Annotated in this window: 23 protein-coding genes and 1 tRNA gene; 7 read left to right on the top strand and 17 right to left on the bottom strand. The window is 70.6% G+C overall.

Annotation, left to right across the window (positions count from 1 at the left end; translation table 11 throughout):
• Window positions 1–66 precede the first annotated feature (66 nt).
• Window positions 67–1,305: a PhoH family protein gene (locus ASG73_RS07610; protein WP_235499420.1), complete on the bottom strand. Its 1,239-nt coding sequence runs from the start codon at window positions 1,303–1,305 to the stop codon at window positions 67–69.
• 729 nt (window positions 1,306–2,034) lie between these two features.
• Window positions 2,035–2,790, bottom strand: coding sequence for an isoprenyl transferase (locus ASG73_RS07605; RefSeq protein ID WP_055993191.1), 756 nt, complete (start codon window positions 2,788–2,790; stop codon window positions 2,035–2,037).
• A gap of 127 nt (window positions 2,791–2,917) precedes the next feature.
• Between ASG73_RS07605 and trhA the strand changes: the two genes are divergently transcribed.
• Window positions 2,918–3,634, top strand: a complete 717-nt coding sequence (trhA, locus tag ASG73_RS07600; RefSeq protein WP_055993189.1) for a PAQR family membrane homeostasis protein TrhA — start codon at window positions 2,918–2,920, stop codon at window positions 3,632–3,634.
• Here trhA and ASG73_RS07595 read toward each other — a convergent pair.
• Window positions 3,578–3,856, bottom strand: a complete 279-nt coding sequence (locus ASG73_RS07595; protein ID WP_055993187.1) for a hypothetical protein — start codon at window positions 3,854–3,856, stop codon at window positions 3,578–3,580. The two genes, trhA and ASG73_RS07595, sit on opposite strands and share 57 nt — an antisense overlap.
• The gene (mca, locus tag ASG73_RS07590) at window positions 3,853–4,788 is read right to left on the bottom strand and encodes a mycothiol conjugate amidase Mca (protein WP_055993185.1); all 936 of its coding nucleotides are present in this window, start codon (window positions 4,786–4,788) and stop codon (window positions 3,853–3,855) included. The genes ASG73_RS07595 and mca overlap by 4 nt, the downstream gene beginning before the upstream one ends.
• 164 nt (window positions 4,789–4,952) lie before the next feature.
• Between mca and ASG73_RS07585 the strand changes: the two genes are divergently transcribed.
• Both ASG73_RS07585 and greA read left to right on the top strand, forming a co-directional pair.
• Window positions 4,953–5,378 (top strand): DUF4307 domain-containing protein, encoded by a 426-nt coding sequence (locus tag ASG73_RS07585; RefSeq protein WP_055993183.1) that lies wholly within the window; start codon window positions 4,953–4,955, stop codon window positions 5,376–5,378.
• Window positions 5,379–5,549: 171 nt separating this feature from the next.
• Window positions 5,550–6,044 carry a transcription elongation factor GreA gene (greA, locus tag ASG73_RS07580; protein ID WP_055993182.1) on the top strand — a complete coding sequence of 165 codons (495 nt, stop codon included), beginning with the start codon at window positions 5,550–5,552 and terminating at the stop codon, window positions 6,042–6,044.
• Between the two features lie 22 nt (window positions 6,045–6,066).
• Here greA and ASG73_RS07575 read toward each other — a convergent pair whose 3' ends face one another.
• On the bottom strand, window positions 6,067–6,768 hold the full coding sequence (locus ASG73_RS07575) for a WXG100 family type VII secretion target (RefSeq protein WP_055993180.1): 702 nt from the start codon (window positions 6,766–6,768) through the stop codon (window positions 6,067–6,069).
• A gap of 104 nt (window positions 6,769–6,872) precedes the next feature.
• On the opposite strand from ASG73_RS07575, the gene msrA reads away from it, so the two are divergent.
• The gene (msrA, locus tag ASG73_RS07570; RefSeq protein ID WP_055993178.1) at window positions 6,873–7,571 is read left to right on the top strand and encodes a peptide-methionine (S)-S-oxide reductase MsrA; all 699 of its coding nucleotides are present in this window, start codon (window positions 6,873–6,875) and stop codon (window positions 7,569–7,571) included.
• A gap of 37 nt (window positions 7,572–7,608) precedes the next feature.
• On the opposite strand, the gene ASG73_RS07565 is transcribed toward msrA, so the two are convergent.
• Both ASG73_RS07565 and ASG73_RS07560 read right to left on the bottom strand, forming a co-directional pair.
• A complete protein-coding gene (locus ASG73_RS07565) occupies window positions 7,609–8,055 on the bottom strand; it encodes a hypothetical protein (RefSeq protein WP_156466195.1) in 447 nt (148 codons plus the stop codon).
• 8 nt (window positions 8,056–8,063) lie between these two features.
• On the bottom strand, window positions 8,064–10,076 hold the full coding sequence (locus ASG73_RS07560) for an NADPH-dependent 2,4-dienoyl-CoA reductase (RefSeq protein WP_055993174.1): 2,013 nt from the start codon (window positions 10,074–10,076) through the stop codon (window positions 8,064–8,066).
• Between the two features lie 132 nt (window positions 10,077–10,208).
• Between ASG73_RS07560 and ASG73_RS07555 the strand changes: the two genes are divergently transcribed.
• The gene (locus ASG73_RS07555; protein WP_055993172.1) at window positions 10,209–11,204 is read left to right on the top strand and encodes an SGNH/GDSL hydrolase family protein; all 996 of its coding nucleotides are present in this window, start codon (window positions 10,209–10,211) and stop codon (window positions 11,202–11,204) included.
• A gap of 74 nt (window positions 11,205–11,278) precedes the next feature.
• Here the strand turns inward: ASG73_RS07555 and ASG73_RS07550 are convergent, their stop codons facing one another.
• The 4 genes from ASG73_RS07550 to ASG73_RS07535 all read right to left on the bottom strand — a co-directional run bounded on the left by ASG73_RS07550 (window position 11,279) and on the right by ASG73_RS07535 (window position 15,243).
• On the bottom strand, window positions 11,279–11,536 hold the full coding sequence (locus ASG73_RS07550) for a hypothetical protein (protein ID WP_055993170.1): 258 nt from the start codon (window positions 11,534–11,536) through the stop codon (window positions 11,279–11,281).
• Entirely contained in the window at window positions 11,533–12,507 is a 975-nt protein-coding gene (locus ASG73_RS07545; RefSeq protein WP_055993168.1) for a Bax inhibitor-1/YccA family protein, read from the bottom strand. Before ASG73_RS07545 ends, ASG73_RS07550 begins: the two co-directional genes overlap by 4 nt.
• Before the next feature lie 169 nt (window positions 12,508–12,676).
• Window positions 12,677–13,858 (bottom strand): cystathionine gamma-synthase, encoded by a 1,182-nt coding sequence (locus ASG73_RS07540; protein WP_055993166.1) that lies wholly within the window; start codon window positions 13,856–13,858, stop codon window positions 12,677–12,679.
• 2 nt (window positions 13,859–13,860) lie between these two features.
• Window positions 13,861–15,243: a cystathionine beta-synthase gene (locus tag ASG73_RS07535; protein ID WP_055994407.1), complete on the bottom strand. Its 1,383-nt coding sequence runs from the start codon at window positions 15,241–15,243 to the stop codon at window positions 13,861–13,863.
• Between the two features lie 164 nt (window positions 15,244–15,407).
• Here ASG73_RS07535 and ASG73_RS07530 point away from each other — a divergent pair, with 164 nt between their 5' ends.
• Window positions 15,408–16,238: a siderophore-interacting protein gene (locus ASG73_RS07530; protein WP_055993164.1), complete on the top strand. Its 831-nt coding sequence runs from the start codon at window positions 15,408–15,410 to the stop codon at window positions 16,236–16,238.
• Window positions 16,239–16,244: 6 nt separating this feature from the next.
• Here ASG73_RS07530 and ASG73_RS07525 read toward each other — a convergent pair whose 3' ends face one another.
• Window positions 16,245–17,519 (bottom strand): MFS transporter, encoded by a 1,275-nt coding sequence (locus ASG73_RS07525; protein ID WP_235499389.1) that lies wholly within the window; start codon window positions 17,517–17,519, stop codon window positions 16,245–16,247.
• Window positions 17,520–17,626: 107 nt separating this feature from the next.
• Here ASG73_RS07525 and ASG73_RS07520 point away from each other — a divergent pair, with 107 nt between their 5' ends.
• A complete protein-coding gene (locus ASG73_RS07520; protein ID WP_055993162.1) occupies window positions 17,627–18,106 on the top strand; it encodes a winged helix-turn-helix transcriptional regulator in 480 nt (159 codons plus the stop codon).
• 142 nt (window positions 18,107–18,248) lie between these two features.
• Here the strand turns inward: ASG73_RS07520 and ASG73_RS07515 are convergent.
• The 5 genes from ASG73_RS07515 to eno all read right to left on the bottom strand — a co-directional run bounded on the left by ASG73_RS07515 (window position 18,249) and on the right by eno (window position 21,687).
• Window positions 18,249–18,323, bottom strand: a tRNA-Leu gene (locus ASG73_RS07515).
• Between the two features lie 10 nt (window positions 18,324–18,333).
• Window positions 18,334–19,329 carry a Ppx/GppA phosphatase family protein gene (locus ASG73_RS07510; protein ID WP_055993160.1) on the bottom strand — a complete coding sequence of 332 codons (996 nt, stop codon included), beginning with the start codon at window positions 19,327–19,329 and terminating at the stop codon, window positions 18,334–18,336.
• Entirely contained in the window at window positions 19,326–19,862 is a 537-nt protein-coding gene (locus ASG73_RS07505; protein ID WP_055993158.1) for a DUF501 domain-containing protein, read from the bottom strand. Before ASG73_RS07505 ends, ASG73_RS07510 begins: the two co-directional genes overlap by 4 nt.
• Entirely contained in the window at window positions 19,859–20,242 is a 384-nt protein-coding gene (locus ASG73_RS07500) for an FtsB family cell division protein (protein WP_055993157.1), read from the bottom strand. The genes ASG73_RS07505 and ASG73_RS07500 overlap by 4 nt, the downstream gene beginning before the upstream one ends.
• A 164-nt stretch (window positions 20,243–20,406) precedes the next feature.
• Complete coding sequence (gene eno / locus ASG73_RS07495; RefSeq protein ID WP_055993155.1) at window positions 20,407–21,687, bottom strand: phosphopyruvate hydratase; 1,281 nt, start codon at window positions 21,685–21,687, stop codon at window positions 20,407–20,409.
• Window positions 21,688–21,758 lie beyond the last annotated feature (71 nt).

Raw genomic sequence — 21,758 nt, 5'->3', positions numbered from 1 at the left:
CAACCACGCACAGGACGAAGGGAGGTCCCGCACGTGATCGTGCGGGACCTCCCTTCTCCCCACGGCTCAGACCTCGAGGCCCTCCAGCAGGTCGGTCACCAGCGCGGCGATGGGGCTGCGCTCGCTGCGGGTGAGCGTGACGTGGGCGAAGAGGGGATGACCCTTGAGCGTCTCGATGACAGCGGCGACACCGTCGTGCCGGCCCACCCGCAGGTTGTCGCGCTGGGCGACGTCGTGGGTGAGGACGATCTTGGAGTTCTGCCCGATCCGCGACATCACGGTCAGCAGGACATTGCGCTCCAGGCTCTGCGCCTCGTCGACGATGACGAAGGCGTCATGGAGGCTGCGGCCGCGGATGTGCGTCAGGGGCAGGACCTCGAGCATGTCGCGGTCGAGGATCTCCTCGACGACCTCCGTGGAGACCACGGCGCCGAGGGTGTCGTGCACCGCCTGCGCCCAGGGGCCCATCTTCTCGGACTCGCTGCCGGGCAGGTAGCCGAGCTCCTGCCCACCGACGGCGTAGAGCGGTCGGAAGACGATGACCTTGCGGTGCTGGCGGCGCTCCATCACGGCCTCGAGGCCCGCGCACATCGCCAGGGCACTCTTGCCGGTGCCGGCCCGACCTCCGAGGCTGACGATCCCCACGTCGGGGTCGAGGAGCAGGTCCAGGGCGATCCGCTGCTCGGCAGAGCGGCCGTGCAGTCCGAAGGCGTCGCGGTCCCCGCGCACCAGACGCACCTGCTTGTCAGCACCGACCCGACCCAGGGCACTGCCGTTGGGCGAGAGGATCTTCAGGCCGGTGTGGCAGGGCATCTCGGCGGAGGCCAGGTGCTCGACGCGACCCGTCTCGTAGAGGTGGTCGACGTCCTCGGCGGTCATGTCCACCTCGGCCATGCCGGTCCAACCCGAGTCGGACGGACGCTGCTCGTGCCGGAACTCCTGTGCGTCGATGCCCACCGCCGACGCCTTGACCCGCATCGGCAGGTCCTTGGAGACAACCGTGACGTCGGCGCCCTCGAGAGAGAGGTTCTTGGCGACCGCCAGGATGCGGGTGTCGTTGTCCCCCAGCTGGAATCCGGACGGCAACGAGCGTGGATCCGTGTGGTTGAGCTCGATGCGCACGGTCCCCCCGTCGTCCCCGACGGAGACCGGAGCATCAAGACGACCTGCCGAGATGCGCAGGTCGTCGAGGTGACGCAGGGCCGTCCGCGCGAAGTACCCCAGCTCCGGGTGGTGACGCTTGCCCTCGAGCTCGGTCACGACCACGACGGGCAGGACGACCTCGTGCTCCTTGAAGCGCAGCATCGCGCGTGGGTCGGACAGCAGCACCGACGTGTCGAGGACGTAGGTGCGTGGCCCCTCGTCCTGGGGCGGGAGGTTCACGGGGTCGGGCGCGCCGTCGGGCTGCGTGCCAGAGAGGTTGACGGTCTGGGTCATCAGGTCGTCCACGTCGATCTCCTCCACGGGCGCCGCGCCGGATGGCGCGTGCGCGCCTACTCTCGGTGCTGGTGCCGGGACGGGGCCGTCGGTTGGAGCCGAGGCCGGGTCCGGCCCCTTCTCCTGAGCGTGAGCTCCATGGCTGAGGGCCTCCCGGACGTCCTGCCGTGTGCAGTTCGTCCCGATCAACGTAGGACCGGTCGGCCGACACGCACGCCAACCCGCGGGCGTGTCGGGCCGGGCGTCGCGATGTTCACGCCCTCGCAACCCTCACCCGTCACATCCGTCACTCCAACCCCCTTCGCCACTCCCCTGCGCGCACCCGCCGCGTGTCAGGTCGACCACGAGCAGGACGAGGTGGAGAAGGGAAAGCGAGCGGCGGGGACCGGGGTGGTTCGGCCTGCTGCGGTCTGCATTCCCCTATGGCAATGCAGGAAGGRGGGCCGGGCGGGGTGGTTCGGCCTGCTGCGGTCTGCATTCCCCTATGGCAATGCAGGAAGGAGGGCCGGGCGGGGTGGTTCGGCCTGCTGCGGTCTGCATTCCCCTATGGCAATGCAGGAGGGGGGCAGGCGGGGTTGGTCGGCTGCGAAGGGAGGGTCAGGAGCCGAAGCGGCGGTGCCGGTCGGCGTAGGCGCGCAGCGCCCGCAAGAAGTCGACCCGACGGAACTCGGGCCAGTACACCTCGCAGAAGTAGTACTCGCTGTGCGCCGACTGCCACAGCAGGAAGCCGGAGAGTCGCTGCTCCCCCGACGTCCGGATGACGAGGTCCGGGTCGGGCTGGCCCTTGGTGTAGAGGTGACCGCTGATGTCCTCGACGGTCAGCTCCTGCGCGACCTCGTCGAGACTTGCCCCCTCTGCGGCGCGGGTGCGCAGCAGCGAGCGCACGGCATCGGCGATCTCCTGGCGTCCGCCGTAACCGACCGCGACGTTGACGATGAGCCCGTCGACCCCGGACGTCTCCTCCTCGGCCCGCCGCAGCGCGGCTGCCGTCTGCACGGGGAGCATGTCGAGCGCTCCGGCGGCGTGGAGCTGCCACCGTCCTGCAGAGGCGAGGTCGGCGATCAGACCCTCGATGATCCGCAGCAGCGGGTCCAGCTCCTGCGGCGGTCGGGTCAGGTTGTCGGTCGAGAGCAGCCAGAGGGTGACGACCTCGACTCCGGCGTCCTCGCACCACTCGAGGAAGCTGCCCACGTTGGCCGCGCCGGCCCGGTGACCGTCGTCGGCGTTGGCCCCGCGAGCCTTGGCGAAGCGGCGGTTGCCGTCGACGATCATGCCCACGTGTCGCGGCACCGAGTGGGGGTCGAGCTGGCGGACGAGCCGGCGCTCGTAGGCGGTGTAGAGCGGGTTGCGCACTCGCGGGTGTCCCTTCGGGCGAGGTCAGTGCGCCCAACCTACCGCCGGGCCGTCACCGGCTCCGGCCAGGGCATCGACGTGCTCCACGACATGGCCAACCTACGGGTGCGTAGGTTACCGTCGATGTATGGAGTCCCCGCGCGCAGAGATGAAGGAGCTGGCCAACGAGGTCGGCGAGCACGTCGACGCCTTCGTCGACGCGGTCAAGCCCCACCTGCGCGGCTGGCTTCACCTCGTGATGGCCCCGCTGGCCCTCATCGGCGGGCTGATCCTGACCTCCACGGCGCCGACGCAGAACGGCCGGATCGCGGCGATGGTCTTCACCATCACCGCCGGACTGCTCTTCGGCACCTCGGCCGTCTACCACCGCGGCAAGTGGGGAGCCAAGATGGGCGGCGCCCTGCGGCGGTGGGACCACGCCAACATCTTCCTCATCATCGCCGGGAGCTACACCCCCTTCGCGCTGATGCTGCCGCGCACGCAGGCCGTGACCCTGCTCGTCATCGTCTGGAGCGGCGCCATCATGGGCGTGCTCTTCCGCGTCCTGTGGATCGGCGCGCCGCGCTGGCTGTACGTGCCGGTCTACGTCGCGCTCGGCTTCGTCGCCGTCTTCTACATCCAGCCGCTGCTGACCCACGGCGGGTGGACCATCCTGGCCTTCGTCATCGCCGGCGGCGCGCTCTACACGGCAGGCGCGATCGTCTACGGGTTCAAGCGGCCCAACCCGTCACCGCGCTGGTTCGGCTTCCACGAGATCTTCCACGCGCTGACGATCCTGGCCTTCATCTCACACTTCGTCGCGGCGACCCTGGCCCTCTTCGGGCCCATCGCCAACTCCGCCTGACTCCGGCCTGCCTGCGTCGTCGATCTCCCGGGCCCGCTCGGCCATCTCCTCACGGGCTCGCTCCTCCTCGCGCTGCCGCTCCTGCTCGACGCGCTCGGCGAGGTTCATCCGACGCAGCCGCACGAACATGTTGCGCATGAGCAGCCACAGGGCGATGGCGAGGACGAAGAAGGCGGCAAAGGCCCACAGTCCGGGGCTGACCTCGCTGCTGGGTGTGTTCACTTCCACTCCTTGACGGTCGGCTCGACCCGGCGGTCCAGGACGGGCTCGGCCCCACCGGTGCCAAGGGCCAGGGCATCGGCCTCGGCAAGGCTCGACGGGATCCCGGCGAAGAGGTCGTCCTCGCGCTCCTGCGTCGGCACATGGCTCACCGCGAGCTCGTACTCCTCGGTCGGCCAGAGGTCGGCCTGGACGTCGTTGGACACCGCGAAGAAGAAGCCGTTGGGGTCGATCTGGGTGGCGTGCGAGCGCAGGGCGTTGTCGCGCGCGTCGAAGTAGTCCGAGCACGGCACCCACGTGGTGAGCTGACGCTGCGGCCGGCTGCCCGCGCGCTCCATCCATGACTCGAAGGGAGAGTCCGCACCCTGGGCGACGAGCGCCTCGTGGAAGGTGCGGATCCGCTCGATGCTGAAACCGCCGATGTAGTAGAGCTTCAGCGGCTGCCACGGCTCGCCCGCGTGGGGGTAGGCGTCGGGGTCACCTGCCGCGGCGAAGGCCGCCTCGGAGATCCGGTTGGTCATGATGTGGTCCGGGTGCGGGTAGCCACCGTTCTCGTCATAGGTGGTGACGACGTGCGGACGGAAGCGGCGGATCTCCCGCACCAGGGCCTCCGTGGCCACCTCGAGCGGCTCGAGGTAGAAGCACCCGGCCGGCAGAGGAGGCAACGGGTCCCCCTCCGGGAGACCGGAGTCGACGAAGCCCAGCCACGTGTGCTGCACGCCGAGGAAGGCGGCCGCCTTGGCCATCTCCTCACGTCGCACCTGCACGATGTCCCGCTGGATGTGCGGGTCGTCCTTGAGCCCGGGGTTGAGCACGTCCCCGCGCTCCCCGCCGGTGCAGGTCACGACGAGGACCTCCGCGCCTTCGTCGACGTATCGGGCCGTCGTCGCTGCGCCCTTGCTCGACTCGTCGTCGGGGTGGGCATGGACGGCCATGAGCCTGAGTGCTTCCACTGCTGGGTCCTCCCGGGGAGGGGTGCGCCACGCGGCCCGGTGTGCCGCCGCGGTCTGGTGTCACGGACAATGGAGTCCATCCTCTCACCGCTCGCTGGGTCCTCGACGACAGCCGGCCACACTCCCCCAACGCCTCAGGAGCAGTCATGACGTCCGGTGCCCCGCAGACCGAACCCGACTGGGACCCGGAGCGCGAGGAGGCGCAGGCAGAAGCGCATCCCGATCGCGGGCGGCGCCTGTGGTGGGGCATCGGTGGCCTCCTCGTCGCCGTGGCGGCGGCCATGACGATCTGGTACGGCGTGTCGGCCACTCAGGGTGCGGTGACGAGCACCGACATCGGGTTCGAGCGAAATGGTGAGCGCGAGATCGTGATGATCTTCGACGTCACCCGCCCCACGGGCACGGCGTTGACGTGCACCGTGACCGCGATGGACGGCAACTACGCACGGGTGGGCACCAAGAGGCAGTCCGTGCCCGCGAGCGAGGAGAGCACCACGCGCGTGCGTTCGGCTGTGCGCACGACGACGACGGCCGTGACCGCCACGGTGGCGGACTGCGCTGCGGTGGACTGACACCTGCGTCTGCGGCTGGGGCGCGTTATACTGGGTACTTACACGCAACCGTGGGTCTGGACCGCTGGGTCCAGACCTTTGTGCATCACCGGGTGAACCGGGTGCGCCGCGGTTCACCGTCTGTGGGGGATCGATTCACGGTCCTGCACGACCTGAAGCAAGGGAGTTCCCGTGACCCAGACTGCGTCCAACGCGTCGTACCTGACCCAGGAGGCCTTCGACCGGCTCCAGGCCGAGTTGCGCGAGCTCTCGGGCCCGGGTCGTGTCGAGATCGCCAAGCGCATCGAGGACGCCCGCGAGGAGGGCGACCTCAAGGAGAACGGCGGCTACCACGCCGCCAAGGAGGAGCAGGGCAAGATGGAGGCCCGCATCCGCCAGCTCAAGCAGATCCTCGACACCTCGGTCGTCGGCGAGGCCCCGCCGGACGACGGTGTCGTCGAGCCCGGCATGGTCGTGACCGTCGAGATGTTCGACGAGGAAGAGACCTTCCTCCTCGGCTCGCGCGAGATCGCTGACGGCAGCGACACCATCCAGGTGTACTCGGAGCAGTCGCCCGTCGGCCGCGGCATCAACGGCAAGAAGGTCGGCGAGACCGCCACCTACGAGGCACCCAACGGCAAGATCATCGAGGTCAAGATCCTCTCGGCGAAGCCCTACTCCGCCTGAGACACGCTCGGCACGGGGGCGGTCACGACCACTGGTCGTGACCGCCCTTCGCGTACCCGCCACTGAGTGCCGGGATCGTCGGGTCGAAGGCGACGCTGCGCTGCCCTGCGGAGTCGGTCGTCGTGGTCAGGTGCGCGCCCTCGCTCGTCGGCACCTGCGTGGGTGCGCTGGCCGTGGAGCCCGGAAGCTCGCCCCCCTCACCAGGCATCTGGTCTGCAGCCCACGGGAGCGACCGCTCGAGCGCCGGGCTGCCCGCCGTGGGCAGTGCCACGTCCTCCGCCCCGGGCAGTGCCGGGAGCACGGGCGCCATGTCCGCGACGAAGGGGGAGCCCGTCACCGGGAGGTGCAGCCAGTCCCAGAAGATCGCACCGTGCTTCGCCGGCACCACCCGGTCCACGGCCGCTCCCCCGTCCCCGCCGCCTGCGTGACTGCCACCCTGACCGGAGGACAGACCGGAGACCCGACGCTGCGCGTCCGACTCGTCGAGGAGCTTGCGGCTGTGGCTGCGCAGCGCGACCTGGGCGTCGTCGATGCCTCTGTGGGCGGCACGCCACTTGCCGACGAACTCCTCGAAGTCGGGGCCGTCCCACGCCACCCGCAAGGTCTCCAGCAGGCGGACCCCCCGCTCTCCGGCGTCGGCGATCCGCTCGCCCTGACGCCACAGCCGGACGGCGATGTCGTCGAGCTGCTCGACGTCCGCGCCGTGACTGATGTGCTGGGGCATGTGCCGTCCTCCTTCGTGGTCTTGTCCACAGCCTAGAGACGTCAGGCCACCCTCCACGATGGGGAGGACTCCCCCCTTCGCCACGTGGCTGAGAGACTGGAGGCATGTTCGGTCGCCAACTGCCCCCCATGCCCACCGCCGAGAGCGCACTGCCCGGTCGTGAGCAGCGTCCCTTCGACCTGCCTGAGCGGCACGAGGTGCTCGGCACCCCGCTCGAGGGTCCGTGGCCCGAGGGCACCGAGGTCATGTACGTCGCGATGGGCTGCTTCTGGGGTGCCGAGCGGATCTTCTGGCAGCTGCCGGGTGTCGTGACGACGGCCGCGGGCTACATGGGCGGCTTCACGCCCAACCCCACCTACGAGGAGACCTGCAGCGGCAAGAGCGGGCACACCGAGAGCGTGCTCGTCGCCTACGACCCGCAGCAGACGCACCCGGAGCTGCTGCTCAAGTCCTTCTGGGAGAACCACGACCCGACGACGCCCAACCGTCAGGGCAACGACATGGGCACGCAGTACCGCTCGGCGATCTACTGGACGACCGATGCGCAGCGGGCAGCCGTCGAGGCGACGGCGGCCAGCTTCGGCGAGGAGCTGAAGCGCCACCAGCTGCCGCCGGTCGCCACGGAGATGCGCCCGGCCGACGAGGTCGGGCCCTTCTGGTACGCCGAGGACTACCACCAGCAGTACCTGCACAAGAACCCCGGCGGGTACTGCAACCACGGGCCCACCGGACTGACCTGTCAGGTGGGCATCCTGCGGCAGGACCAGCTCCCGGCCCAGCAGGACATCGCCCCGCCGACCTGACCGATTGACCGGTGTGACCGGGTGTGACCGGTCAGGGTCACTGCCCCTGCGCAGACAGGACCAGGGTGTCGCTGCCCTCGACGAGCCACCCCTGCACGGACCATCCCGTCGCGACGCCGTCACCGTGGCCGAACCCGGTGACAGGGGCCAGTCGGAGGTCGGGCACCTGCGCGTCGATGTCTGGTACGAGATCCGGCCGGGTCCCGGTGGGAGGCCCGGTGTCGAGCCGCAATCGGTTGGCGACCTCGGGGTCGAGCTCGACGACAGCGTCGATCCAGCGGGTCGACGGCCCGGGAACCCGGTCGTCGCCATAGGTCCCCGACTGCCAGTGCGCGGACGCCGGGTCCCCGATCGCGGGGAACCGTCGCGTCAACGGGTCGAGGTCGGTGCGCATGCCTCGCTCGTCGACAGACTTCTGCGCCGGTTGGTTGCCCCCTGAGCCGCACCCGGCCAGCAGGAAAAGGGCGATGAGCACGGTGATCACGCGCCGCATCACAGCGCCACCGCCAGCTCCGTCCCCTGTCGGATCGCCCGCTTCGCGTCGAGCTCGGCCGCCACGTCGGCGCCACCGATGACGTGGACGGCGACCCCCTTCGCCTGGAGCGGCTCGACGAGATCACGCACGGACTCCTGCCCGGTGCACACGACGATGTTGTCGACGGAGAGGGTCTTGGCCTTGCCGTCCACGGTGATGTGCAGCCCCTCGTCGTCGATCCGCTCGTACGAGGCGCCGGTGATCTGGTGGACGCCCTTGGCCTTGATCGCAGCGCGGTGGACCCAGCCGGTGGTCTTGCCCAGCCCGGCCCCGATCTTGCTCTCCTTGCGCTGGACGAGGTAGACGGTGCGCGGCGACCGCGCGGGGTGCGCGTCCTTGAGACCACCCCGCTCGGCTGAGGTCGGGTCGACGCCCCACTCGTCCTGCCACTCCTTGATGTCCAGGGTCGGCGACTCCACGGTCGTCAGCAGCTCGGTGATGTCGACGCCGATGCCGCCGGCGCCGATGACGGCGACTCGTTCGCCCACCTCGCGGGTGCCGAGGACGGCCTCGGGGTACGTGAGGACCATCGGGTGGTCGATGCCTTCGATCTCGGGCACGCGCGGGGTGACCCCGGTCGCGAGCACGACCTCGTCGAAGCCAGCGAGGTCGTCGACGCCGACCCGGGTGCCCAGGTGCAGGGTGACGCCACGACGGTCGAGCTCGCCACGGTAGTAGCGGACGGTCTCGGCGAACTCCTCCTTGCCGGGGATGCGCATGGCGAGGGCGAACTGCCCGCCGATGTCCTGACCGGCCTCGAAGAGCTCGACCTCGTGGCCACGCTCCGCGGCAGAGACCGCGGCGGACAGCCCAGCGGGCCCGGCTCCGACGACGGCCACCCGCTTGCGTCGGGTGGTGGGTGAGAGGACCAGCTTCGTCTCGTGGCCGGCACGCGGGTTGACCAGGCAGGAGGCCACCTTCCGCTGGAAGGTGTGGTCCAGGCAGGCCTGGTTGCAGGCGATGCAGGTGTTGATCCGATCGCCCTGCCCTGCCGCCGCCTTGGTCCCCCACTGCGGGTCCGCCAGCCACGGCCGCGCCATCTGCACGAGGTCGGCCTGGCCACCGGCCAGGGCCTGCTCGGCCTGGTCGGGCATGTTGATCCGGTTGCTCGTCACCACGGGGATGCTCACGTGCGGGCGCAGCCGCTCGGCGACCTCGGTGAAGGCCATCCGCGGCACCGACGTGACGATGGTCGGGACGCGGGCCTCGTGCCAGCCGATCCCCGTGGACAGGATCGTCGCGCCCGCTGCCTCGATCTCCGTGGCCAGCGCGAGGATCTCCTCCCAGGTCTGACCGCCCTCGACGAGGTCGAGGACCGACAGGCGGTAGACGACGATGAAGTCCTCCCCGACGGCAGCCCGCACCGCACGCACGATCTCGGTCGCGATGCGCCGACGGTTGGCGGGAGTGCCGCCCCACCCGTCGGTGCGCGTGTTGGTCCTCGGCGCGAGGAACTGGTTGATGAAGTAGCCCTCGGAGCCCATCACCTCGACGCCGTCGTAGCCCGCCGACCGGGCCAGCTCGGCGGCCCGGGCGAAGGCACGGATCTGCCGGCGCACTCCCTTCTCGCTCAACCCCCGAGCGGCGAAGGGGGTGATCGGCGACTTGCCGCTGGCGGCCGAGACGGAGTACGGGTGGTACGAGTAGCGCCCCGCGTGGAGGATCTGGAGGGCGATCTTGCCCCCTTCGCGGTGGACCGCGTCCGTGACCTCCCGGTGGTGGCGCGCCTCGCGGCGGGTCGTCAGCTTGGAGGCGAAGGGGTAGAGGGTGCCTTCGACGTTGGGCGCGAAACCACCGGTGACGATCAGGCCGGCGCCCCCCTTCGCCCGCTCGGCGTAGAAGGCGGCCAGCCGCTCGAAGTTGCTCGACCGGTCCTCCAACCCGGTGTGCATCGACCCCATGATCGTCCGGTTGCGCAGGGTGGTGAACCCCAGGTCCAGGGGCGTGAAGAGGTGCGGGTACTCGGTCATCATCGTCCTCGGTCGGGCAGCAACGTCTTGCGCCGACCGTACCCACGTGGCGGTCCGGTCCGAGCGCTCGTTGGCATTGTCCCGCAGGGATGACAAGGTTGGGCGACAGCAGGGCCAACACGAGGGAGAGCCATGGCAGAGCTGGGACGCGCGCTGGGACGCGCCGCGCTGGGCGCGGCGGGTACCGCGGCCGCGGGCGCCACCCTCGCCGGGCTGGGCTACGGGCTCATCCAGGCCGAGGCCAAGATCACCCGGCGCATCGTGGGCAACCCCTTCGACGGGGCGCCTGACGACGACGGCGTCTACGGCGCTGCACCGGGCGACCCGGTCCAGCTCCTCGTCCTCGGGGACTCGACGGCGGCCGGGATGGGCGCGGACAACCGGTACCAGACGATCGGCGCGATCCTGTCCACCGGGCTCGCCGCCATCATGGGCCGACCCGTGGAGCTGACCAACGAAGCGGTCGTCGGCGCCGAGTCCTCGGACCTGACCGCGCAGCTGTCGCGGGCCCTCGCCCGCGTGGACGCCCCCGATGTCGCAGTCATCCTCGTCGGCGCCAACGACGTCACCCACAAGATCGACCGGGCGATCTCCGTCCAGCACCTGCAGCGGACGGTGCGCTACCTGCGCACCCTCGACATCCCCGTCGTCGTCGGCACCTGCCCCGACCTCGGCACGGTCGAGCCGATCCCCTTCCCCCTCAACAAGCTGCTGCGGCAGTGGAGCCGAGAGCTCGCCACCGCCCAGACGGTCGCCGCCGTCGAGGCCGGGGCGCGCACGGTGTCGCTGGCCGACCTGCTCGGGCCGGAGTTCGCCGCCAGCCCCAAGATCATGTTCAGCCAGGACCGCTTCCACCCCTCCCCTGCTGGCTATGCGAGGGTCGCGTCCGCACTGCTGCCATCTGTCGCGGCCGAGGTCGACGCCTGGCCGGAGGGAGCGGAGAAGGACACCGAGCCGGAGGCCCAGCTGGGCGAGGGCATCGGCGCGCTGGACGACGCGGCCGAGCGCGCCGCAGCCTCCCCCGGCACCGAGGTGGGTCCGGCAGAGGTCAGCGGACGTCGCGCCGGGCCACGCGGACCGTGGGCGATGCTGCGCCGGCGCGGGGAGCACGAGGTCACCGACCTCTGAGCGGCCGGCACCAAGGCGATTGAAGGTGAACGCGTGGGCGATTCGTCGGCGCGTTCACCTCCACCCGGGGTCACTCAGGTCCAGGTCAGGCGGAGCTCGGCGAGCCGCTGCGCGAGGTGCGGGGGGCTCCCTTCGCCCCGGCAGATGTCGAAGACGACCACCCGCAGCTGATCCATCGCGACCCCGGGGCCGAGATCCGGGAGGGGCTCACCCGCCAGATCGGCGCACAGCGCGAGGACCCCGGGAAGCGCGTCGGCCGCGCGGTCCAGCGGCAGCTGCTGCCACCTGCGGACCGCGCGGCCGAGCTCCGTCGCGATGTCGTCCGGGATCAATCCGAGCGGAGCCGGGCCAGCAGGCGCAGCAGCTCGAGGTAGAGCCACACGAGGGTGACCAGCAGACCGATGGCCAGGTGCCACCCATAGCTGACCGGAGCGCTCGTCCGGATCGCGGTGTCGATCGCGTCGAAGTCGAGCGCAAGGGTGACCGCCGCGAGGCCGGTGCCGAAGACGGAGATGGCGATGCCCAACCAGCCGGTGCCGCCGAAGCCGAAGGGCGAGCCGTCGAAGAACATCATGTAGCCGAGGTTGATCAGGGAGAAGACGAAGTAGCCGACGATCATCATGCTGACGATCGCGCGGAACTTCGCCGTCACCTTGATGACACCGGTGCGGTAGAGGACGAGCATCGCGCCGAAGACGCACAGGGTGGCCAGGATCGCCTGGGTGACGATCGACTCGAAGACGCTCGTTCCGGGCGCGTCGTAGATCGCGTGGTAGAACCCGCTGATCGGGCCCACCAAGGCACCCTCGAGGACCGCGTAGAGGACGGCGACGACGGCGCCCACCGGCTTGCGACGGAACATCATGAACAGGCTCATGCCGATGGTGCCGACGAGGCCGACCATCAGCATGATGCTGCCGAGTGCCGGGACCATCGCCGAGAGTCCCCAGCCGACCGCGGCGACCGCGAGCATCACGGCGAAGAGCGCACCGGTGCGCATCAGGACGTCGTCGAGGGTGATCGCGCGACCACCACCACCGTCGCCACCGAAGCCGCTACCGGGACCGGGCTGGCCGTAGCCGGGCTGCGGCTGCTGGCCGTAGCCGGCCGGCGCCTGGCCGTAGGGCTGCTGGCCGTAGCCGGCAGGTGCCTGACCGTAGCCGCCCTGCTGGGGCGCGTAGCCCTGCTGGCCGTACCCCGCCTGGGGCTGGCTGTAGCCCTGCTGAGGGGCGCCGGTGTCGCGGAAACCCGCGTAGCCACGCTGCGCGTCCTTCTCGACCCGGTCGAGGATCGGGTTGCTCATGTCTGCTCCTGGTGAGGGGCTGGCGCGGCCAGGTCGCCGCCGACTGTCACCAGACTAAGCGCTCGGGGGACGCTCGGTGTTCCCGCCATCCACAGACGTCGACCGGCCCCGCACCACCAGAGGCGGTACGGGGCCGGTCGACGTGCCCGGTCAGCGAGCGGGAGGAGCCTCAGGCCAGCCCGTCGAGCGCCTGCTCGAGGTCGGCGAGGATGTCCGAGCAGTCCTCGATACCGACGGACAGACGCACCAGGTCGTCGGGGACCTCGAGCATCGAGCCGGCGGTCGACGCGTGGGTCATCGCCCCCGGGTGCTCGATGAGCGACTCGATCCCACCGAGGGACTCGGCGAGGGTGAAGACCTCGGTACGGGCGCACAGCTGCTGGGCGGCCTCGCGACCACCAGCCAGACGGACCGAGATCATCCCGCCGAAGCGCGACATCTGCCGGGCGGCGACGTCGTGGCCGGGGTGCTCGGGCAGCCCGGGGTAGAGCACCGTGGTGATCTCGGACCGGGCCGACAGCATGTCGACGACGGCCTCGGCGTTGTCGCAGTGACGGTCCATGCGCACGCCGAGGGTCTTGATCCCCCGCATGGTCAGATACGCGTCGAAGGGTCCGGGCACGCCACCCGATCCGTTCTGCAGGAAGGCGACCTGAGCGTCGATCTCCTCGTCGTCGGTCACGAGGAGCCCACCGACGACATCACTGTGCCCACCGAGGTACTTGGTGCTCGAGTGCACCACGACGTCGGCGCCCAGGGTCAGCGGCTGCTGCAGGTAGGGGCTGGCGAAGGTGTTGTCCACGACCAGGCGGGCACCGGCAGCACGCGCCACCTCGGCGCTCGCGCTGATGTCGCCGATGTTGAGCAGCGGGTTGGTCGGCGTCTCGAGCCAGACGAGCTTGGTGTTGGGCCGGATCGCCGCGCGGATCGCGTCGACGTCACCGACCGGGGCCGGCGTGTGCTCGATGCCCCACTCGGCGAAGACCTTGTCGATGAGGCGGAAGGTGCCCCCGTAGGCGTCGTCGGGGATGACCAGGTGGTCCCCGGGACGAAGGGAGGCCCTCAGGATCGCGTCCGTCGCCGCCATGCCGGAGGCGAAGGCACGACCGTAGGTGCCCGACTCGATCGAGGCCGCGTTGGCCTCGAGTGCCCGACGGGTCGGGTTACCGGTGCGGGCGTACTCGAAGCCGCTGCGCATGCCGCCCACGCCGTCCTGCGCGAAGGTCGAGCTCGCGTAGATCGGCACGTTGACCGCGCCGGTCAGCGGGTCCGGCTCGTAGCCCGCGTGAATGGCGCGGGTGGAAAATCCTTGGCTCGAGCGGGCGTCCGCCGCGCTCTTGTGCTCTCCCATGGTCAGCCCTTCGCTCGGTTGGACAGGTGGCCCAGCAGGTCCTGCCGGGTGATGACGCCCAGTGGCTTGCCACCCTCGACGACGAGGAGCGCATCCGCGTGCTCGAGCGCCTCGGTGGCCGCACCGACGGGCTCGACGGCACCGATCTGCGGCAGCTTGGCGCCCATGTGCGCGCTCACCGGGTCGGCGAGGGAGGCGTGCCCCTCGAAGACTGCGGTGAGCAGATCACGCTCGTTGACCGCTCCGGCGACCTCGCCGATGACGACCGGGGGCTCCGCGCCGACGACGGGCATCTGCGAGACGCCGTACTCGCGCAGGATGTCGATGGCCTCGCGGATGGTCTCGTTGGGGTGGGTGTGGACCAGCGAAGGCAGCTCGCCGCCCTTGCCGCGCAACACATCTCCGACGCTGGACTCGCTCCCTTCGTCGCCGGGGAGGAATCCGTAGGACGCCATCCAGTCGTCGTCGAAGATCTTGCCCAGGTAGCCCCGGCCACCGTCGGGCAGGAGGACGACGATCTTTGCGTCGGGTCCCTCGCGCTCGGCGATCTGCAGCGCCGCGACGACGGCCATCCCGCTCGAGCCGCCGACGAGCAGGCCCTCCTCGCGGGCGAGCCGACGCGTCATCGCGAAGGCGTCGGCGTCGTTGACGGCGATGACCTCGTCGGGCACCGACGGGTCGTAGGCGCCGGGCCACATGTCCTCGCCGACTCCCTCGACGAGGTACGGGCGACCGGTCCCGCCGGAGTACACCGAACCCTCGGGGTCGGCTCCGATGATCTTGACGCGACCCTGCGAGATCTCCTTGAGGTAGCGCCCGGTGCCGGTGATCGTGCCACCGGTCCCGATCCCGGCGACGAGGTGGGTGATCTCGCCGTCGGTCTGCTCCCAGATCTCCGGGCCGGTGCTCTCGTAGTGCGCCTGCGGGCCGCCCAGGTTGAAGAACTGGTTGGGCTTCCACGCCCCGTCGATCTCCTGCGTGAGGCGGTCGCTCACGGAGTAGTAGCTGTCGGGGTGGTCCGGCGCGACGGACGTCGGGACGACCTGCACCTCGGCGCCGTAGGCGCGCAGCACGTCGATCTTGTCCTTGCCGACCTTGTCCGGGCAGACGAAGATGCAGCGGTAGCCGCGCGCCTGCGCGACGAGCGCCAGACCGACGCCGGTGTTTCCGGAGGTCGGTTCGACGATGGTGCCACCCGGCTTGAGCTCGCCGGAGGCCTCGGCCGCGTCGATGAGCTTGCGGGCGATCCGGTCCTTGACGCTGCCGCCGGGGTTCAGGTACTCGACCTTGGCTGCGACGAGGCCGGACTCAGCGGGGACGACGGAGGAGAGCTTGACCAGCGGCGTGTTGCCGATCAGGTCCGTGATGTGGTCTGCGATCTGCATGCTCAGCATCGTGGCACGGATCACCGGGCGGTGGACACCGCCCCCCGACCGGGCGCCCGACAACCGGGGGCGACCACCACCCCGGGATCAGGTAAGGGTATCCTTGGTTTAGACCACAACCTTCCCCGGCCACGAGCCGCCGGACCTCGAGTGATCGGACCCCCATGCCTCCCTCCCCCCGGAAGCCGCGCCCGCAGCGCGTGCTCACCGTCGAGTCCACCGAGCGCCTCGGCCCGCACCTCGTGCGCCTCGTCCTCACGGGCGAGTCCTTGGCGGACTTCGGCGCTCAGGAGTCGACGGACGCCTACGTGAAGCTGCTCTTCGTCGACCCCGACCTGGGGCTGGAGCCTCCCTTCGACCTGGCAGCGCTGCGCGAGAGTCTCCCGGCCGACCAGCAGCCGGTGACCCGCACCTACACCGTCCGGGCCGTCGACCGGGCCGCGTTGCGCCTGACCTTGGACGTCGTGACCCACGGAGACGTCGGTTTCGCCGGCCCTTGGGCCCAGCAGGCGAAGGGGGGTGACGTCGCCGTCGTCATGGGGCCGGGTGGTGGCTACGCCCCTCGGGCCGACGTCGGCTGGCACCTCTTCGCCGGTGACCTGTCGGCGCTACCCGCCATCGCGGCCTCGCTCGAGGCACTCCCCACGGAGGCGAAGGGAGTCGCCCTCATCGAGGTCGAGCTGGAGGAGGACGTCCTCGAGCTCGACGCGCCGGACGGTGTCCGGGTCAGCTGGCTCGTCAACCCCGACATCACCGACGTCGACTTCCTCGCCCGCGCCGTCGACGCGGCGGCCTGGCCGCAGGAGCTGACGGCGGAGTCCGTGCAGGTCTTCGCCCATGGTGAGCGCGAGTCGATCAAGTCCGTGCGCGCCGCCCTCAAGCGGCGCGAGGTGCCGCGCGCGGCCATCTCGATCTCGGGCTACTGGGCCCGCGGTCGCACCGAGGACGCCTTCCAGGCGGAGAAGAAGATGCCGATCGGCACGATCGAGGCCTGACCCGGATCACCCGCCGGTCGGCTGCCCCTGCCGGGACGCCACCTGCGTGCTCCGCGCCCGGGCAGGGTGGACGAGGAGGAGGACCACCACGACCAGGCACAGGACACCCAGCCCGAGGGCACCCACGCCGACGGCCAGCCCGAGCGTCCCGGAGGTCGCGAGCGCACCGACGCCGAGCGCCGTCACGGCCTGCAGGGTGTACGCGATCAGGTAGAGCAGGGAGAGGATCGCGCCACGGTGGCGCTGCGGGGCGAGCTGGTTGATCAGGCCGAGACCTCCGGTGAAGGCCAGCGAGTAGGCGATGCCGCCGACGACGCACCAGGCCACGAAGAGGGGCAGCGACCGGACCGCGCTGGCTGCGGCCATGAGCGCCAGGCTGAGCAGCGTGAGGGCAGTTCCCGACCACACGAGGGTGCGGGCCGGCACCTTGGCGAGGAAGAGCCCGGTGCCGCCGATGAAGAAGGCCGACAGTGCCAGGAGGACGCCGACCACGGCGGTGTTGTCCGTGCTGGTGAACTGGCCGATCATGTGTGCGCCCAGGGAGAGGAAGATCGCGCCCACGCTGTACGCGAGGGAGACCGACAGCGTCGCGATGACGAAGCCGATGCGGATCCCCGCTGGCACGAAGGGGACCTGGGGCCGCCACCCGACCCGCACGGCCGGGCGATCGTCAGGTGAGGCGAGCAGGGCCATGACGGACACCACCGAGAGCGCGAGCAGGACGACGTAGCTCCACACCAGGGGCAGCGGCAGGTACTCGGCGAAGATCCCGCTGACCACCAGCGCGAGGGTCAGGCCGGCGGCCGTCGCGACCGTCGCCACGGTGCTGGCGAAGCGCGGGTTCCCGCTGGTGTTGTTCTCGATGAGGGAGGCCGTCGCCGCGCCCATCGCGAGGCCGGCTCCTGCGCCCTGCAGCATGCGCCCGACGAAGAGATAGCCGACGTGGGGCGCCATGGCGAAGACGAGCGCGGAGGCACCGATCAGGGCGATGCCCGCAAGCATGACCCGTCGGCGCCCGATGAGGTCGGACAGGTTGCCGAAGAGCGGCAGCACGACCATCAGCGCGAGCTGGTAGGTCGCGAAGACCGACGTGACGACGATCGGCGTCAGATCCCACCGCGCGGCGTAGATCGGGTACAGCACGCTCGGGGCCCCGGACGACCACAGGGCGAGGGCGAGCACGGAGGCGGCAGCCCAGAAGGTCCTCGCCCGACCCGCATGTCCCGGAGCGCCCGCAGCGCCCCGGGCGGCGATGAGCGTGCTGGTCGCGGGGTGCGTCATGCCGTGGCTCCTGGGCGTCGTGGCGAGGGATGCTAAATTGGTTATACCAACACAGAGGCGAGCATTTGTCCATGCCTCGTCCCGATCAGGTCAGGGAGGATGGCCACATGCCACGACAGTCGCCGACCCTCGCCCGCGCGCTGGACAACCCGTGCGCCATCATCCGCAGCCTCGGAGTGCTCAGCGACTCGTGGAGCTTCCTGATCATCCGCGAGGCCTTCCTCGGCTCGCGGACCTTCGGCCAGCTGCGCGACCGCCTGGGCATCGCGTCCGACGTCCTCACCGCCCGGTTGGCGTCGTTGATCGATCAGGGGGTCCTCGAAAGGGTGCCCTACCAGGAGCCCGGACAGCGCACCCGCGACGCCTACGACCTCACGCCAGCGGGCGAGGAGCTGAAGACGGTCATGGTCGCCCTGCAGCAGTGGGGCGAGACGCACGTGCCCCAGCCGCAGGGGTCGCGCGTGCTGCCACTGACCACCGGGTCCCACGAACGCGTGCGTGCCGCCCTGGTCGACCCCCACGGCGGGCTCGTCCCCGACGCAGACGTCGCCTTCGTCCGCCGCGACACCCCGCCCGGCCCCGCCTGACCTGCCCTCCTGAAGGATCCCGGGACAGCCGTCGGGCACGATCGAGGACTGAGGACACCCGACGTGAGCTCCGGCGTGTGACCACCTCGTCAGACCCCCGGACAGCGGTCCTACCTCTCGGGCCGGCGCCGAAACCATCACGTGCCCCCGGCGGGACTCGAACCCGCACCGGTCGCCATTTTAAGTGGCGCGTCTCTGCCAGTTGGACTACGGGGGCGTGACGACGGTCAGTCCGTCGTGGACTCGTCCTCCACGACAGCAGGATGCACGATCGACAGCGCGATGCCGTCGAGGATGTCGCGCTCGGAGACCGTCACGACGAGGTCGGGACCGTTGGCGCCACGGGCCCGCTCGAGGATCTCCCACCAGATGAGCGCACCGGCGCCGATGACGTCGACCCGACCCGGGTGCATGAAGGGCTGGGCCGCACGCTCGGCGCGCGTGCTGAGGATCAGCCGCTCGCAGGCGGTCATCATCTCGTCGATGGAGATGTGGGCCAGGTGGATCGCGGAGGGGTCGTAGGAGTCCAGCTGGAGGGCGAGCGCCGCCACCGTGGTGACCGACCCGGCCAGACCGACGATCGTCGTGACGCCACCGAGGCCGACCTGGGCCTCGGCCTCGTCCAGCGCCTCGGCGATGTCGAAGCGCGCCGCGTCGATCACGTCCTGGGTGGGCGGGTCCGAGCGGTGGTGCCGCTCGGTGAGCCGCACGGAGCCGATGTCGAGGGAGGTACCCTCGACGACCTCGTGGGTGCCCCGCGCGAGCTCGGTCGAGCCACCGCCGATGTCGGCCACGAGGTAGGGCCCCTCGTAGCCGGCCGCGAGCAGCCCACCCGTGGCGCCGGTGAAGCTCAGCGCCGCTTCCTCGGACCCTGCGACGACCTCGGGGGCGACGTCGAGGTCACCGAAGGCCTCACGCACACCGGCGACGAACTCGTCAGCGTTGCTGGCGTCCCGCGAGGCCGACGTCGCGACGAAGCGGACATTGCCGGGTGGCACTGCGTGGTGACGGCACTGCTCCGCGTACTCACGGCACATGTCCAGGGTCCGGGCGAGCGCCTCTGGCGCCAGGTAGCCGGTGGTGTCCACACCCTGTCCAAGACGCACGACCTCGACGCGACGCACGACGTCGACCAAGGCCGTGGTCTCGGCACCGGCCTCGTCGAGGTCCGCGATGAGCAGGCGGATCGAGTTGGTCCCGCAGTCGATGGCGGCGACTCTCATCGCTCGCTCCCTTCGTCCGCGCTGACGCACGGGCTGGTGCACCACCACTGGGGCAGCAGGTCGAGGGCCTCGTCGCCGAGCGGGTTGACGCCGGGCCCTGCGGCCAGCGAGTGCGCGACGAGGACGTGCAGGCACTTGACGCGCGTCGGCATGCCGCCGGCGGAGATGCCCTCGATCTCGGGGACGTCACCGAGCTCGGCGCGCCGAGCCAGGTAGTCCTCGTGGGCCGCGCGGTAGCGCGCGGCCAGGTCCTCGTCGTCGAGCAGACGCTGCGACATCTGCGCCATCAGCCCGCTGGTCTCGAGGGTGGATATCGCCCCCGTCAGGCGGGGGCAGGTCGCGTAGAAGGTCGTGGGGAAGGGGGTCCCGCCGGGCAGTCGAGGCTCCGTGCGCAGGACGGTGGGCCCCCCGCACGGGCAGCGATGAGCCACGTCGACGGTCGCCCGAGCCGGTCGCCCGAGCTGACGGTGGACGATCTCCAGGTCCACGGGGTCGACACGGTCGAGGTCGTTGCCCCTCTCGTCAGGCCTCACCGCGCTGGGGTGGGGTTGTCGGCGGACGACGCGGAGGAGGAGATCTGCTCGTACCAGGGCTGGGTGGACGGTGCCGTCACCGCTCCGGTCTGCGGGTCGACCGCTGGGCTCTCCGCGTCGGGGTCGATGACCGTGTAGGCCCGCTCGCCCGGCATGACGAACTTCAGTCGCTTGCGAGCCTGCGCCTCGACGTACTCGTCGGTCGCCCACAGGTCCCGCTCCCGCTTGAGGGTGTCGACATTGGCCTCCTGCGCAGAGACCTGCTGGTTCAGCTCCGCGAGCCGCTGCCGCTGGTCGTACCAGGACTTGCCGGTCGGCAGGAGCATGACGGCCAGGAGCAGACCGAGTGACCCGAGGACCACCCAGCGACGGGTCGTCATCACGGCCCGACGCTGCTGCGCCTGCCGGGCTGCCGCCCCGGTCCGCGGCCGCGGCGTGCGGGCCCCTGCGCGTCCTGCGGGACGGGTCGTGCGGGGTCGCCGCGCCGCCCCCGGCCCGCCGGAGCGGGCGGGGCGGCGACGTGGCGTACCTGCCATGACCTGGATCAGCCCTTGAAGCGCGGGAAGGCTCCGGCGCCGGCGTAGATCGCGGCGTCGTCGAGCTCCTCCTCGATGCGCAGGAGCTGGTTGTACTTGGCGACGCGCTCGGAGCGGGCCGGGGCGCCGGTCTTGATCTGGCCGCAGTTGGTGGCGACGGCCAGGTCGGCGATCGTCACGTCCTCGGTCTCGCCGGAGCGGTGGCTCATCATCGAGGCGAAGCCGTTGCGGGTCGCGAGCGCCACCGCGTCCAGCGCCTCGGTGAGCGAGCCGATCTGGTTGACCTTGACCAGGAGCGCGTTGGCAGCCTTGTCGGCGATGCCGCGGGCCAGACGCTCGGGGTTGGTGACGAAGAGGTCGTCGCCGACGATCTGGACCTTGTCGCCGAGGCGCTCGGTCATCGTCTGCCAGCCCTCCCAGTCCTCCTCGTCGAGCGGGTCCTCGATCGAGACGAGCGGGTAGGCGTCGACGAGCTCGGCGTAGTAGTCGACGAGCTCGGAGGCGCTGATCTGCTTGCCCTCGAAGGTGTAGCGACCGTCCTCGTGCAGCTCGCTGGCAGCGACGTCGAGCGCCAGCGCGATCTGGGTGCCCGGCTCGTATCCGGCCTTGGTGATGGCGTCGAGGATCAGGTCGAGCGCCTCGCGGTTGCTGCCGAGGTCGGGCGCGAAGCCACCCTCGTCACCGAGGCCGGTCGACAGGCCCTTGTCCTTGAGGACGGCCTTGAGGGAGTGGTAGACCTCGGTGCCCCAGCGCAGCGCCTCCCGGAAGGAGGGCGCACCGATCGGGGCGATCATGAACTCCTGGATGTCGACATTGGAGTCCGCGTGCGAGCCGCCGTTGAGGATGTTCATCATCGGGACCGGCAGGATGTGCGCGTTGGGGCCGCCGATGTAGCGGAAGAGCGGCAGGCCCGCCGACTCGGCAGCAGCCTTGGCCACCGCGAGCGAGACGCCGAGGATCGCGTTGGCGCCGATCTCGCTCTTGTTGTCCGTGCCGTCGATGGCGAGCATCTCGCCGTCGATGAGGCGCTGCTCGCTGGCGTCGAAGCCCACGAGGCGGGGGGTCAGGTCGTCCTCGACCGCGCGGACCGCGTCCTCGACACCCTTGCCGAGGTACCGGTCCTTGTCGCCGTCACGACGCTCGACGGCCTCGAAGGCTCCGGTGGACGCACCGCTCGGGACGGCCGCCCGAGCGATCGTGCCGTCGTCGAGAGCGACCTCGACCTCGACGGTCGGGTTGCCGCGCGAGTCGAGGATCTCGCGGGCGCCTATTGCTTCGATGCTGGCCACTACCGGCTCCTTGGTGGTGCTGGATCAACACGGGAAGAACGTGTCCGAGCGTAACCGCTCGCAGCGGACGG

Origin of the sequence: Janibacter sp. Soil728 (assembly GCF_001428305.1) — a bacterium.
Lineage (GTDB): Bacteria > Actinomycetota > Actinomycetes > Actinomycetales > Dermatophilaceae > Janibacter.
The sequence above is the reverse complement of the archived record's forward strand: the minus strand, read 5'-3'. Positions and strand labels throughout refer to the sequence as shown.